Here is a 13,787-nt window from a genome sequence, read left to right as displayed (position 1 = left end):
TTCAGGCGATGGCCTTCAATTCCTCGCGGTGCCGGATCATCGTCAGGAAGCGGCGGTAATCGCGGTCATAGGCGGCCTTGCGGGCGGGGTCGGGCAGGCGTTCCCGGTCGTCTGCCTGCATCGCGTCGGCGGCGGCAAACAGCGAGGAATGCAGGCCGCCGGCCACTGCGGCCGTCATGGCAGTTCCAAGCAGGACGGCATCGCTGGTCTGCGGCACGACGATGCGGCAGCCGGTGACATCCGCATAGAGTTCGATCAGCAGCGGGTTGTTCACGTGGCCGCCGGTGACATGCAGGGTCTCGAAGCGGTAGCCGAAGCCGGCCATGGCATCGAGAATGTGGCGGATGCCGAGCGCGATCGCCACGCAGCTTCGCCAATAGAGCCGGCAAAGCCCGTCGAACGAGGTGTCGAGCGTGATGCCGCTGATCACGCCCCGCGCATGGGGATCGGCAAGCGGCGAGCGGTTGCCATGGAAATCCGGCACGATATGCAGGTTCGGGGCGACATCGCCCTCGAGCCGCATCTGGCCGATCCGATCGATGATCCGTCCATGCAGGTCGGCGGTCGGCTCGCCACCGGCGGCATGCATGGTGACGATATAGTCGAGAAGCGCTCCCGCCGCCGACTGACCGCCTTCGACCAGCCAGTGTTTTGGCAGCACGGCTTCGTAGTAGGGGCCCCAGAGGCTGCGGCCGGGCTTGGGGTCGCCGGAAAAGGCGACGATGCAGCTCGATGTGCCGCCGATCAAAGCGACGCTGGTTTCAAGCTTGCCGTTGCTGGCAGCACCGGCGAGAGCGCCGAAAGCACCGGCATAGGCATCGATCAGGCCGGGCGCGACATCGACATCGGTATCGAGGCCGAGATCGGCGGCCGCGTGCTTCGAGAGCTTGCCGAGGCTGGAGCCGACGGCGGCGGTGCCTTCCGGCAGGCCTGCCTTCTCGCGGAGGTCGGAGAGGCCGGCGAGCTTGAGATAATCATTCTTCCAGCCGGGTGTCTCGTGGGCCAGATAGTTCCACTTGGCGGTGACGGTGCAGCGGGAACGCTCGGCAGAGCCGGTTGCCTTCCAGGTGAGGAAATCGGCGAGATCGAGGATGAAGCCGGATTTTGCCCAGCTTTCGGGACGGTTCTGCTTCAGCCATTTCAGCTTCGGCATCTCCATTTCGGGAGACAGCGAGCCGCCGGAGAAATCCAGCACATGATGGCCGGAGGCTGAAAGCTTTTCAGCCTCGCCGATCGCACGATGGTCATGCCAGACGATCGTATCCTGATCCGGCGCGCCGGTGGTGGAGACGGACAGCGGTTTACCATCGCGGTCGCGCATGACGAGCGAGCAGGTGGCGTCGAAGCCGATCGAGGCGACGCTCTCCGCTGCGATGCCAGCTTCGCCCATGGCTGCCTTCACCGCATGGCAGGTGGCGGCCCAGATGTCTTCGGAAGAGTGTTCGGCGTGGCTTTCCTTCGGCCGGAACATCCTGATCGGGTGCTTGGCCTTGGCGAGCATGCGGCCGCTGCTGTCGAAAACGCCGGCGCGCGCGCTGGTCGTGCCGATATCGACCGCAACGAGATGGTGACGCATCCGGATCTGTTTCCTGTCCCTGTACCGCCCGCGGCGAACACTTCCTCAAAGGCAGTCAGACTGCCCGCTGGGAAGACGCTCGTCCGCGATCCTCCATATGGTTTTCTACAAGGTGGAGCAAATCCGGCATGGCGTCAAACGTGAGATCGGGAGAAAGTGCCTCAATCCGTTCACGATATCCGGCAACCGAAGCGTGTGATCCTCCGGTGAAGGCAAAGACGGTCATGCCCGCCCGCTGGGCCGCTTCGATGCCGGCAGGGCTATCCTCGATGACGATGCAATTTTCGGGTGCAATGCCCATTTCATCGGCGGCATGGAGGAAAAGGTCCGGAGCCGGCTTGCCGTTTTTGACCATCGAGGCGCTGAAGATGTGGGGTTCAAGCCTGTCGATCAGGCCTGTCAGGGTCAGCGACAGGCGGATACGTTCGGGTTGGCTCGAGGAGGCAACGCAGCGCGGAAGGCCAAGCTGCGCCAGGCCATCAAGCGTTTCCGCCATGCCGGCAATCGGCTTGAGATCGGTCCTGAACAGATCGTAGAGATCGAGCCGGAGCGTTTCGAGGAATTCGGGGCCGGTGTGAAAACCGTAATCCTCGTCCATCACCTGCCGCATGGTGGCAAGGCTGCGGCCGAGGAAGCGCTGATAGGCTTCCTCCTCGGCCATGTCGATGCCATGGCGGTTCAATGCCCGGACAAGCACGCGCACCGAAAGCGGCTCGCTGTCGACGAGCACGCCGTCGCAGTCGAAGATCACCAAAGGGCGTGGTTGCAGCTCGGCATTATCCGCCATAGGGTCTGCCACGGTTCACCTCATTCCTGGACGAGCTTGTCGTCGAGATAGAGCTGCAGGGTCTTTGCCGTGCCCTCGGACCACAGCGTCTTGAGGGCGTGGGCGAAGCGCTTGCGGAACAGTTCGTTCTTCGAGACCTCGCCGAAGATCTCGTCGAAGACGAGGAAGGCATCCGGATCGTCCTTGGCCTTCAAGGCTGCGGCCTGCAGCTTTTCGGCACTCGCATCGTTAAAGACGATCTTGCGGCCACTGTCCGACGTGCCGGCGAAGTAGCGGCACCAGAGTGCCGAGACCAGCGACAGGCCGACGATGTCCAACCCTTGTGCAAGGCGATCGCGGGTCGATGGCAGGATGAATTTCGGCTGGCGGTTGGAGCCGTCCTGCGCCAGGCGCGGAATGGTGTCGCCGATCTTCGGATTGAGGAAGCGACGCTCGATCAGGTCGAAATACTCATCGAGATTGGTATCCGGGACCGGCGGGACGATCGGGATGATCTCTTCCTTCTCGAGCTTGGCGAGGAAGGCGCGGATGAGCGGGTGTTCCATCGATTCGTGGACAAAGTGGATGTCGAGCAACTCGCCCGGATAGGCGATCGTCGCATGGCCGCCGTTGAGGATGCGGATCTTCATCAGTTCATAGGGAGCGACATCGGGCACGAACTGGACGCCGACCTCTTCCAGCGCCGGGCGACCGGCGGGGAACTTGTCCTCCATGACCCACTGCTTGAACTCTTCGCAGAAGACCGGCCAGTTGTCGTCGATGTTGAAGTCGTTTTTGAGGATATCGATTTCGCGGGCGCCGGTTGCCGGCGTGATGCGGTCGACCATCGAGTTCGGGAAAGAGACATTGTCGTGGATCCAGCCGGCGAAAGCAGGATCGGACATCTTGGCAAGCCCGATGACGGTGTTCTCGGTGACGTGGCCGTTCCCCGGAATGTTGTCGCAGGACATGATGGTGAAGGGCTGGATACCGCGTTCGCGACGCAGCTTCAGGCCGGCCAGGATGAGACCGAAGACGGTCTTCGGGGCGGCCGGGTTCTTGCCGTCCTCGACCATGGCCGGATGGGCCGGGTTGAAGTGGCCGGCGGCGTCGATGAAGTAGCCGCCTTCGGTGATCGTCATCGAAACGATGCGGATTGCCGGATCGGCGAGCTTCTCGATCAGGGCATCCTTCTGGTCCGGCGCGATGATGTCGATCATCGGCGCGGTAACGCGAGCGCCGGTCTTGTTGTTGTCCTGCTCGACAACGGTGGTCAGGAAATCCTGCGCCTTCAGCTTGTCGCGCATGGCGGCATCGGAGGGCAGTACGCCAGCGCCGATCAGCGCCCAGTCATGGCCCTTGCCGGTGTTGAACAGGTCGTCGAGATAGACGGCCTGATGGGCGCGGTGAAAGTTGCCGACGCCGAAATGGATGATGCCCGGCGAAAGCGTCTTCGGGTCGTAGTTGGGCACACCAGCGGTCGCAGCGGCATCCTCGAGGCTTGCCAACGAAAGCTTCACAGTCATTTTCTCATACTCCGGTTGGCCTGTCTTTCAGGCCGGTAGGATCAATCAGGCCTTGAGTGCCAGGCCCTTGTCGTCGAAACGGTGCAGTTTGGTTTCATCCGGCGTCAGGTAGACAGTGTCGCCGTGGCGAGCGCCGAATTCGCCGCTGGCGCGGGCGGTCATCTGGCCGATGCCCTCGACATCGAGATGCAGGAAGGTGTCGGCGCCGAGATGTTCGGCCACGGTGACGATGCCCTTCCAGGTGCCGCTCTCCTTCGACAGCGTCAGATGTTCCGGGCGGATGCCGGCGGTGACGGCACCCTTGGCCTTCGCATAGTCGCCGGTGATGAAGTTCATCCGCGGCGAGCCGATGAAGCCCGCCACGAACAGGTTGCGCGGCGTCAGATAGAGTTCCATCGGGGAACCGACCTGTTCGATGTTGCCGCGGTTCAGAACGACGATCTTGTCGGCCATGGTCATGGCCTCGATCTGGTCGTGGGTGACGTAGATCATCGTCGTCTTCAGTTGGTTGTGGAGATCGCTGATTTCGAGACGCATCGTGCCGCGCAGGGCGGCGTCGAGGTTCGACAGCGGTTCGTCGAAGAGGAAGGCGGACGGTTCACGGACGATGGCGCGGCCGATCGCGACACGCTGGCGCTGGCCGCCGGAGAGCTGCGAGGGGCGGCGTTCGAGATAGTCGGTGAGGTTGAGGACGCGGGCGGCATCCTCGACCTTCTTGTCGATCTTCGCCTGTTCCATCTTCGCCATCTTGAGCGGGAAGGCGATGTTCTTGCGGACGCTCATATGCGGGTAAAGCGCATAGGACTGGAAGACCATGGCGAGGCCGCGCTGAGCGGGTGCCGCCTCCGTCACGTCCTTGCCGTCGATGGTGATCGAACCGCCGGTGACATCCTCCAATCCCGCGATCAGGCGCAGGAGCGTGGACTTGCCGCTGCCCGAGGGGCCGACGAAGACGACGAATTCGCCATCCTTGATTTCCAGATCGACGGAAGGAATGACCTTGGCTTCGCCGAAATGCTTCTGGACCTGTTTGAGAGTAATGCTGCCCATGATCGGAATTCCTTACTTAACCGCGCCAAACGTGAGGCCGCGAACGAGTTGCTTCTGGCTGAACCAGCCGAGGATGAGGATGGGGGCGATCGCCATGGTCGAGGCCGCCGAGAGCTTCGCCCAGAACAACCCTTGAGGGCTCGAGAAGGAAGCGATGAAGGCCGTCAGCGGCGCCGCATTGGTGGTCGTCAGCTGAATGGTCCAGAAGGCTTCGTTCCAGGCGAGGATGATGTTCAAGAGCAGGGTCGAGGCAATGCCCGGCACCGCCATCGGCGTCAGGACATAGACGATTTCCTTCCACAGCGAGGCGCCGTCCATGCGGGCCGCTTCCAGGATCTCGCCCGGAATTTCGCGGAAGTAGGTGTAGAGCATCCAGACCACGATCGGCATGTTGATCAGCGTCAGCATGACGGTGAGGCCGATGCGGCTATCGAGCAGCTGGAGGTCGCGGAAGATGATGAAGATCGGCAGCAGAACCGCGACCGAGGGCATCATCTTGGTCGACAGCATCCACATCAGGATGTCTTTCGTCCGCTTGGTCGGCGCAAAGGCCATGGCCCAGGCGGCGGGGATGGCGATGATCAGTGCCAGCACGGTCGAGCCGAGCGAGAGGATGACCGAGTTCATGAACGGCTTGAAGTAATTGCTCTGCGTCTGGACAGTGATGTAATTCTCGAACGTGCCGGACGGGATGAGCGAGAAGCCGGAAATGGCTTCCTGCTCGGTCTTCAGGCTGGTGATGATCGCGTAGAGGATCGGGAAGAAGATAAGCAGCGCCACGACCCAGGCGGCGATGCTCCAGCCGATCCTTGCTCCGGTTGTTACTTTGCGAGCCATGATCGTCTCTCCTACTTGTCCAGGTTCTTGCCGACGGCGCGCATCAGGAAGAAGGCGACGATATTGGCGAGAACGACTGCGATGATACCGCCTGCCGCACCGCCGCCGACGTCGTAGCCGAGACGTGCCGTGCGGTAGATCAGGAAGGTCAGGTTGGTCGAGGCGTAGCCGGGACCGCCATTGGTGGTGACGAGGATTTCCGCATAGATGCCGAGCAGGAAGATCGTCTGGATGAGGATGACGACGGTGACGGCGCGGGACAGATGCGGGATCGTCAGGTAGATGAAGCGGTTGAAGAAGTTGGCGCCGTCCATCTCGGCGGCTTCCCGCTGCTCGCTGTCGAGCGATTGAAGCGCGGTGAGCAGGATCAGGGTGGCGAAGGGCAGCCACTGCCAGGCGACGATGATTATGACCGAGAAGAGCGGAAATTGCGCGAACCAGTCGATCGGCTGGAAGCCGAAGAACTTGGCGATATCGGCAAACACGCCGTAGCCCGGATGCATGATCATGTTCTTCCAGATCAGTGCTGCGACCGGCGGCATGACGAAGAAGGGCGAGATCACCAGAATGCGCACGATGCCCTGGCCGAAGATCGGCTGGTCGATCAGGAGCGCGATCGCGGTGCCGCCGATGACGGTGATGGCGAGAACACCGACAACCAGAACCAGGGTGTTCCAGATCGACTGGAAGAAGGCCGGGTCGGTGTAGAAATACTGGTAATTGAAGAAGCCGGCGAACGACACATTCATCGGCGTCAAGAGGTTGTAGTTCTGGAACGAGTAGTACAGCGTCATTGCGAGCGGTACGGCCATCCAGATCAAGAGAACGACGACGGACGGCGCCATCATGAGGCGTGCCAACGTCCTGGTGTTTTGCGTTGCCATGTTTGAAAACCCTCCCCGGAGCATTTCGCTCTCATTTCCGCGCTTGATTTCCTGCTGGCTCGATTTCCTGCTGGAATGCCGGCGCGGGAACATGATCTTGTTTTTATAGGGTCGCTGATCGAGACGGCGAGATGCGCTGGCGCATCCGGTCTTGCGGGTATCGCCTATCGGTTCCCTTGTTCCCCCTTGGGGATGGGCTGCCCGGCCTGGTGCCGGACAGCCCTGTTCTTGGGAGGAAACCCTTACTTGATGTAGCCGGCGCGGGTCATGTCGCGGGTTGCCGTTGCCTGGGCGGCGGCAAGCGCGTCGTCGACCGTGGACTGGCCGGCGATGACAGCCGAGAAGAGCTGACCGACCGTGGTGCCGAGAGCCTGGAATTCAGGGATCGCGACGAACTGGCCACCCGTGTAAGGCACCGGCTTGACGGTCGGCTTGGTGATGTCGGCAGCGTCCATGGCAGCCAGCGTCGGGGCTGCGAAGGCGGCAGCCTTCTGGTAGTCGGCGTTCTTGTAGAGCGAGGTGCGCGTGCCCGGAGGAACGTTTGCCCAGCCTTCCTTGGAGGCGACGAGAGCGGTGTATTCCTTGCTCGTTGCCCAGGAGATGAACTTCTCGGCAGCTTCAGCCTTCTTCGAAGAGGCCGGAACGGCAAGGTTCCACGACCACAGCCAGTTGCCGTGGTTGTTGACGCCTTCCTTGGACGGGAAGATAGCGTAACCGACCTTGTCGGCAACCTTCGAGTCCTTCGGGTTCGAGACGAAGGAAGCCGCGACGGTGGCGTCGATCCACATGCCGCACTTGCCCTGCTGGAACAGCGTCAGGTTTTCGTTGAAGCCGTTGGAGGAGGCACCGGCCGGGCCGGCATCCTTCATCAGGTCGGCGTAGAACTTGAGAGAGGCCTTCCATTCCGGCTGATCGAACTGCGGCTTCCACTTTTCGTCGAACCAGCGGCCGCCGAAGGAGTTGGTGAGCGCCGAGATGAACGCCATGTTCTCGCCCCAGCCGGCCTTGCCGCGAAGGCAGATGCCGGAGACGTCGTTGGCGCGGTCGGTGATCTTGCGGGCTGCATCGCCGATGAATTCCCAGGTCGGGCTGTCCGGCATTTTCAGGCCGGCTTTGTCGAACAGGTCCTTGCGGTACATGATCATGGCGGATTCGCCGTAGAACGGAGCCGCATAGAGCTTGCCGTCGACCGACAGGCCGCCGCGGATCGCCGGCAGGAGGTCGTTCATGTCGTATTTGTCGCCGAGGCCGTCGAGCGGCAGGAGCCACTTCTGCTTGGCCCAGATCGGAACTTCGTAGTTGCCGATGGTGACGATGTCGTACTGGCCGCCGTTTGCGGCGATATCGGTGGTGACGCGCTCGCGCAGAACGTTTTCTTCGAGCGTGACCCAGTTCACCTGGATATCCGGATTGGCCTTGGTGAATTCGGAGGTCAGGCCCTGCATGCGCACCATGTCGCCGTTGTTGACGGTGGCGATGGTCAGGGTTTCAGCCGATGCGGTGGTGGCAATAAAGGCCACGGCCGAGCATGCGCCCAGCAAAAAGGTCTTCAATGTCATATCTTCCTCCCGAGAAGATGTTTGCGAGCATTCGCTTTGCTCGTGGGCAATTACTTACTGAGGAATGACAGAAGTCAACACGGATTCGTCGCTGCACTGCGATTAAAACGTTTTAAATTATTGATTTTTAATCGATAAATTTTTGCTCACAGGGAGAGCAGCTGCTCAGCTACGGCCTCGTCGGTGATGATTCCATTGATCAATCCACCTTTGAGGGCTGCAGCCATGGCGGGAATCTTGCGCTTGCCCTTTGCAATGCCGATCACCGCGCTGGTCTGTCTCGACGGGATCGGCACGCTTGCAACGCGGTCATTGACGGCATTGTCGAGAAGCTTTCCCTGGCGATCATAGACCCAGCCGCAGATCTCGCCGGCTGCACCGCTGTCGACGAGGCGAAGCATCTCGTCGCGCGCCAGAAAGCCGTCGACGCAGAGGGGGCCATCGACCCCGAGTTCGCCAATGCCGACGAAGGTGGCTGCTGCCTGCGCACCGAGCGCCAGAGTGGAGCGGACAAGGACCTGATCGTGCAATGTCTCGCGCTCTTCGGCAGAGGAACACAGAACCGGAAGCGGCATGGGGAAATGGCGCGCCTTGATGGCATCGGCCATGGAGAAGATGACGTTGTAGAAGGCGGCGGAGCCGTCCGGCCCGATATTGCCGGTGAGCGAGACGATGCGGTGCTGCGGGCATTCCATCGGCGGCAGCTGGTCGACGGCGGCCTTGAGCGTCCTGCCGGTGCCGACGGCGAGCACGATCGGATCCGGCCGCTTCAGCCAGCGTTCGATCTCGGCTGCCGCAGCCTCGGCGATGCCGACCGTCGAGGAGGACCCGGATGGATCGCTCGGCACGACTTCGGCCTGGCGCAGGGCGTATTTGTGGCGTAGCCGTTCGGCGAGCTCCAGGCAGGCGGCGATCGGGTGATCAAGGCGCACCTTGATCAGTCGTTCGGCGACGGCGAGCGACACGAGGCGCTGCGCCGACTGGCGGGAAATACCCATGGCCGCGGCGATTTCATCCTGCGTCCGGCCGGCGACATAGTAAAGCCATCCGGCTCTTGCCGCATCGTCCAGCCGTCCCTGGTTGTCAGACCGTTTTGCCATGTCAGAAATCTCCTCCGACGATTTGCTGCCATGTTTCCCGAGTGTCTGTCAAACGGTTGGCAGGGACGTTTCTGCGTCACGTGCACGGCTCCCCCGCCATGCGCCGTTACGGGATGGATCAGGTGGAGGCGCCGGCGGCTGCCGTTTCGGCATGCTGAGTCTCGGCGGCAAGCCGCAACAGTTCGCGAGCTGCCGTCTCGTCGGTGATCAGCGTGTTGCAGCCGATGCGCCTTATGGTGGCGCGGATGGCCACTGCACGATGGGAACCGCCCGACGACAAAACGATATGTTTGGCGTTTTTCAGCGTGTCGAGATCTATCGACATCACCCGGTCATTGAGGGCGTGATCGACCGAACGGCCTTCTTCATCGAGGAAATTGAACATCGTGTCGCAGACGCAGCCGGCGGCAATCAGCCGGTCGAGTTCCTTCTTCGAGATGAAGCCTTCCGACAGCGATGTCGAATGTGGGCCGATATCGCCGCAGCTGACGACGGCAAGATCTAGGTTCTCGGCAAGGTTGTATATTGTGTCGAGGCCGCATTTGTCGATCAGCGCCCGCTTGGTCGCAACGGTATCGACGAGGAGGGGGGCGAGGAACATGAAGCACTCGGCGCCGAGCTGGCCGGCAAAGCGCCAGGTGAAATCGATCGGATTGGTCTGATGGACGGCGACGATGCCGCCGAGCAGCGACACGACCTTGACGTTGTCGCGGCGGGCGGGGCGGAAGCTTGCCAGCGACGCGGTCATGGTGCGGCCCCAGCCGACGCCGATGGTCATGTCGTTCTCGATCACGTCGGAGAGAAACTGGCCGAGCGCCAGGCCGACCGCGTCAGCCAGCGCCTCGGCGCTGGTATCGCGCGGGGCGGGGACGACGACGGCCTCGTCGAGGCCGTAGGCCTTTTCCAGCTGGATGGCGAGTTCGACACAGCTGTCGATGCCTTCCGAGATCCAGATCTGCACTTCCGACCGCTTCACCGCTTCATCCAGCATGCGGATGACGGTGGAGCGGCTGATACCCAGACGCTCGGCAACATCTTTCTGGGTCAGGCCCTGATTGTAATAGAGCCAGGCAGCGCGCAGCCTTTGCGAGGTCGCTTCGGAATAGGTCGTATGGGTCTCGCGTTTCAATCTGGCCAAGGTCGCCCTATCCTCCCAAAACGGCGAGAGGTGCGATCCTCGCGCGTCGCGTCATGATATCGCCTTCAATGATACATATGTCAATTGAGAAGGACAAATGTCTTGACTTCTTTACCGTCTGGGGATGTTATCTAATTAACATGCCAGAGGAGCAAAATCAGCGCTGAGGCGTTGATGATCGATTAGCGAGGACAAATCGTATGACATCGAAACTAGAGCAACTTCGTTCCATGACAACCGTCGTCGCCGATACCGGCGACATCGAGGCCGTTGCCCGCCTGAAGCCGGTGGATTGCACGACCAACCCGTCGATCGTGCTGAAGGCAATCGGCTCCGCGGCCTTCGCCGACAAGTTCAAGGAAGCCGTCGCCTGGGGCCGCAAGCAGGGCGGCAACGATGACGCGATCGCAGCCGCAGTTGCGGACCGTCTGGCGATCGACGTGGGATCGGCCCTGGCTGGTCTCGTGCCCGGCCGTGTATCGACCGAAGTCGATGCCGACCTTTCCTTCGATACGGAAGCCTCGATCAAGAAGGCGCATGACATTATCGCTGCCTACAAGGCGCGCGGCATCGAGCGCGACCGCATCCTGATCAAGCTCGCCTCCACCTGGGAAGGCATCAAGGCTGCGGAAGTGCTGCAGGGCGAGGGCATCGACTGCAACCTTACCTTGCTGTTCAGCCACGCCCAGGCAATCGCCTGCGCCGACGCCAAGGCTTTCCTGATCTCGCCCTTCGTTGGTCGTATTCTCGACTGGTACAAGAAGTCGACCGGCCAGGAATATACGGCCGAGACAGATCCGGGCGTCGTTTCGGTCCGCTCGATCTACAATTACTACAAGGCGAACGGCATCAAGACGATCGTCATGGGTGCCTCGTTCCGCAATATCGGCGAGATCGAAGCGCTGGCGGGTTGCGACCGCCTGACGATCGCGCCGAACCTGCTCGACGAGCTGGACAAGGCCGAAGGCACGCTGGAGCGCAAGCTTTCGCCTGAAAAGTTCGAAGCGGCTGCGCCGATCAAGATGGATGAGAAGACCTTCCGCTGGATGCTGAACGAAGACCAGATGGGCACCGAAAAGCTTTCGGACGGTATTCGTCTGTTCGCCAAGGACCTCGGCACGCTGCGCCAGATGGTCAAGAAGGAACTGACGCTCGCTGCCGCTTAAGGCGACCGAGCATAGAGCGTAAAACCCGGCCGTATCCTCGGCCGGGCTTTTTTATGCGTGTCTTGCCCTTAAAGCATCGCCGCGCAGACATGTTTTGAAACGAAACTGAAATCGGCAAGACAAGAACGCCGTCTATCTTCAATTCTACGATAAAGAATCGGAGATGAAGACAATGGAGCTTCTCAGTGCCTCTGCCGGCCTTTTCAGCGCAGCAGCAATGATCGTGCTGCTCGCGATCATCGTGGTGTTCTATATCCGTCTGACGGTGGAAGCGCTCAGAACTGCCGAGGAAGAGCCCTTCGAGTCAGCGCATGCGCAATTCAATCGGACCGACGCGAGCCGCCGGCCCGGTCCAGGGGCGATCAGGCGGGCTGTGCGACCCTTGCCGTATCGCCCGGCTTCCTCAGCAGCATAACGCCGACGGCCGCCAGCAGACACATGACACCGGCAATCTGCAGGGCAGGCATGTAGGTGTCGAAGTCGCTGCGGATATAGCCGGCGCCGAAGGCTGCCGTCGCTGCACCCAGCTGATGCCCGGTAAAGACCCAGCCGAAGACCAGGCCCGCCTTTTCGCGGCCGAATTTCTCGGCAGCCAGCTTGACCGTCGGAGGCACGGTGGCAATCCAGTCCAGACCGTAGAAGACGGCGAAGGCCGACAGCTCGTAGAACGAGAAGCCGGAGAAGGACAGGTAGACCAGCGACAGGCCGCGCAGGCCGTAATACCAGAAAAGCAGGACGCGATTGTCGTAGCGGTCGGAGAGCCAGCCGGAGGCAACGGTGCCGAAGAAGTCGAATATGCCAAGGACGGCGAGCGTGCCGGCGGCGCTGACCGGTGTCATGCCGAAATCGCCGCAGATCGAAATCCAGTGCGTCTGGATGAGGCCGTTGGTCGAGAGGCCGCAGACGAAGAAGGAGCCGAACAGGATCCAGAACGTCGGGCTGAGCGAGACGGATTTCAGCGTGACGAGCGGAGAGACGAGCGTGGTGAGGAGCTTGTGGTCCTGCTTCGGCGGCTTGACGATGCCGGTTTCGCCATAGGCGGGCAGGCCGAGATCGGCGGGATGGTCGCGCATCAGGAGAAGCACCAGAAGCATGGCGGCGGTGATCGCCGCTGCCGTCAGGACCAGGGCGACGCGCCAGCCATAGGCCTCGCTCAATGCTGCCAGAAGCGGCAGGAAGAGCAACTGGCCGGTCGCGTTGCTGGCGCTCAGCATGCCGACGACGAGGCCGCGGCGCTTGGAAAACCAGCGGGATGCGACGGTTGCGCCAAGCACCATGGCGGTCATGCCGGTGCCGACGCCGATGACGATGCCCCAGAGCGCCACAAGCTGCCAGACCTCGGTCATCGCCATCGAGACGACGATGCCGAAGAGGATGAGGCCAAGCGCGGTCGCAACCACCTGGCGGATGCCGAAATGGTTCATGAAGGCGGCAGCAAACGGGCCGAGCAGGCCGAAGAGAACCAGCCGGACAGCCATGGCGAAGGAGATATCGGCGACGTCCCAGCCGAATTCGTCATGCAGCGGCTGGATCATCACGCCGGCGGAGCCCATGGCGGCGGCAGTGGCCAGCATGGTGAGGAAGGTGGTGGCGGCGACGACCCATCCGTAATGAAGCTGTCTCTTCGCCATCCATCCGGCAATGCCTGTCGATATCATCCGTGTCTTCCTTCGATTGCCGCGGGGCATGCGGCTTGTTTGGGGTATCTACCCGCATTTGCGCGTGGATACCGGCATTGCGTTTCAAAATCTAAAGGGCTGCGAGCAGCTCCTGCAATTGTTCGGCCTTTTCCGGGCCAAGCCGGGCGTCGATTTCGTCCTGGACGCCGTCCCAGAGCGGCGCGCCTCTTTCCAGAACCTCGCGGCCCTTTTCGGCAATAGTCAGGACCGCCTCGCGGTGGTCCTCGCCATGGCCGATGGCGATCAGTTCCAGCCGCTCCAGCACCTTGGCGTTGCGGCCCACGGTCGAGCGGTCCAGCTCGACCCTGTGGGCGAGGTCGGTCAGCGACACCGGCTCCATGCGGCGGATATTCCGCAGCAGGCTGAACTGGCCGATATTGACGCCAAGCGGCGCCAGGGCCTCGTCATAATAGGATGAGACCTTGCGGGTTGCCTGGCGCAACAGGGTGCAGTGACACGTATCGTTTGACATTTGTAGCGGGTATATACCCGGACCTTGTTGTGCG

General features: G+C 61.7%; 12 protein-coding genes. 1 reads left to right on the top strand and 11 read right to left on the bottom strand.

The window, feature by feature from the left end; genetic code table 11:
* Position 1: 1 nt before the first annotated feature.
* The 9 genes from NCHU2750_RS14925 to NCHU2750_RS14885 all read right to left on the bottom strand — a co-directional run bounded on the left by NCHU2750_RS14925 (position 2) and on the right by NCHU2750_RS14885 (position 10,436).
* Positions 2-1,576, bottom strand: coding sequence for an FGGY-family carbohydrate kinase (locus tag NCHU2750_RS14925; protein ID WP_119941222.1), 1,575 nt, complete (start codon positions 1,574-1,576; stop codon positions 2-4).
* Positions 1,577-1,631: 55 nt separating this feature from the next.
* Positions 1,632-2,363: an HAD family hydrolase gene (locus tag NCHU2750_RS14920; RefSeq protein WP_119941221.1), complete on the bottom strand. Its 732-nt coding sequence runs from the start codon at positions 2,361-2,363 to the stop codon at positions 1,632-1,634.
* A 20-nt stretch (positions 2,364-2,383) separates the two neighbouring features.
* The gene (locus NCHU2750_RS14915) at positions 2,384-3,868 is read right to left on the bottom strand and encodes a mannitol dehydrogenase family protein (protein WP_119941220.1); all 1,485 of its coding nucleotides are present in this window, start codon (positions 3,866-3,868) and stop codon (positions 2,384-2,386) included.
* Positions 3,869-3,913: 45 nt separating this feature from the next.
* The gene (locus NCHU2750_RS14910; RefSeq protein ID WP_119941219.1) at positions 3,914-4,918 is read right to left on the bottom strand and encodes an ABC transporter ATP-binding protein; all 1,005 of its coding nucleotides are present in this window, start codon (positions 4,916-4,918) and stop codon (positions 3,914-3,916) included.
* A gap of 12 nt (positions 4,919-4,930) precedes the next feature.
* On the bottom strand, positions 4,931-5,755 hold the full coding sequence (locus tag NCHU2750_RS14905) for a carbohydrate ABC transporter permease (protein ID WP_119941218.1): 825 nt from the start codon (positions 5,753-5,755) through the stop codon (positions 4,931-4,933).
* 11 nt (positions 5,756-5,766) lie between these two features.
* Positions 5,767-6,639 (bottom strand): carbohydrate ABC transporter permease, encoded by an 873-nt coding sequence (locus NCHU2750_RS14900; RefSeq protein ID WP_119941217.1) that lies wholly within the window; start codon positions 6,637-6,639, stop codon positions 5,767-5,769.
* 242 nt (positions 6,640-6,881) lie between these two features.
* Positions 6,882-8,198 (bottom strand): ABC transporter substrate-binding protein, encoded by a 1,317-nt coding sequence (locus tag NCHU2750_RS14895; RefSeq protein ID WP_119941216.1) that lies wholly within the window; start codon positions 8,196-8,198, stop codon positions 6,882-6,884.
* 146 nt (positions 8,199-8,344) lie between these two features.
* Entirely contained in the window at positions 8,345-9,298 is a 954-nt protein-coding gene (locus NCHU2750_RS14890; RefSeq protein WP_119941215.1) for a sugar-binding transcriptional regulator, read from the bottom strand.
* Between the two features lie 118 nt (positions 9,299-9,416).
* Entirely contained in the window at positions 9,417-10,436 is a 1,020-nt protein-coding gene (locus tag NCHU2750_RS14885) for a sugar-binding transcriptional regulator (protein ID WP_119941214.1), read from the bottom strand.
* Between the two features lie 200 nt (positions 10,437-10,636).
* Between NCHU2750_RS14885 and tal the strand changes: the two genes are divergently transcribed.
* Positions 10,637-11,602, top strand: a complete 966-nt coding sequence (gene tal, locus NCHU2750_RS14880) for a transaldolase (RefSeq protein WP_119941213.1) — start codon at positions 10,637-10,639, stop codon at positions 11,600-11,602.
* 362 nt (positions 11,603-11,964) lie between these two features.
* Here the strand turns inward: tal and NCHU2750_RS14875 are convergent, their stop codons facing one another.
* Positions 11,965-13,260, bottom strand: coding sequence for an MFS transporter (locus NCHU2750_RS14875; protein WP_119941212.1), 1,296 nt, complete (start codon positions 13,258-13,260; stop codon positions 11,965-11,967).
* Between the two features lie 91 nt (positions 13,261-13,351).
* Entirely contained in the window at positions 13,352-13,753 is a 402-nt protein-coding gene (locus NCHU2750_RS14870) for a MarR family winged helix-turn-helix transcriptional regulator (protein ID WP_119941211.1), read from the bottom strand.
* Positions 13,754-13,787: the final 34 nt, after the last annotated feature.

Origin of the sequence: Neorhizobium sp. NCHU2750, from assembly GCF_003597675.1 — a bacterium.
Lineage (GTDB): Bacteria > Pseudomonadota > Alphaproteobacteria > Rhizobiales > Rhizobiaceae > Neorhizobium.
This window is presented reverse-complemented; position numbering and strand designations above follow the sequence as displayed.

Excerpts from the sequence above, each read along its gene's own strand:
- NCHU2750_RS14925 (WP_119941222.1), bottom strand. The coding sequence starts at position 1,576 with ATGCGTCACCATCTCGTTGCGGTCGATATCGGCACGACCAGCGCGCGC.
- NCHU2750_RS14920 (WP_119941221.1), bottom strand. The coding sequence starts at position 2,363 with ATGGCGGATAATGCCGAGCTGCAACCACGCCCTTTGGTGATCTTCGAC.
- NCHU2750_RS14915 (WP_119941220.1), bottom strand. The coding sequence starts at position 3,868 with ATGACTGTGAAGCTTTCGTTGGCAAGCCTCGAGGATGCCGCTGCGACC.
- NCHU2750_RS14910 (WP_119941219.1), bottom strand. The coding sequence starts at position 4,918 with ATGGGCAGCATTACTCTCAAACAGGTCCAGAAGCATTTCGGCGAAGCC.
- NCHU2750_RS14905 (WP_119941218.1), bottom strand. The coding sequence starts at position 5,755 with ATGGCTCGCAAAGTAACAACCGGAGCAAGGATCGGCTGGAGCATCGCC.
- NCHU2750_RS14900 (WP_119941217.1), bottom strand. The coding sequence starts at position 6,639 with ATGGCAACGCAAAACACCAGGACGTTGGCACGCCTCATGATGGCGCCG.
- NCHU2750_RS14895 (WP_119941216.1), bottom strand. The coding sequence starts at position 8,198 with ATGACATTGAAGACCTTTTTGCTGGGCGCATGCTCGGCCGTGGCCTTT.
- NCHU2750_RS14890 (WP_119941215.1), bottom strand. The coding sequence starts at position 9,298 with ATGGCAAAACGGTCTGACAACCAGGGACGGCTGGACGATGCGGCAAGA.
- tal (WP_119941213.1), top strand. The coding sequence starts at position 10,637 with ATGACATCGAAACTAGAGCAACTTCGTTCCATGACAACCGTCGTCGCC.
- NCHU2750_RS14875 (WP_119941212.1), bottom strand. The coding sequence starts at position 13,260 with ATGATATCGACAGGCATTGCCGGATGGATGGCGAAGAGACAGCTTCAT.
- NCHU2750_RS14870 (WP_119941211.1), bottom strand. The coding sequence starts at position 13,753 with ATGTCAAACGATACGTGTCACTGCACCCTGTTGCGCCAGGCAACCCGC.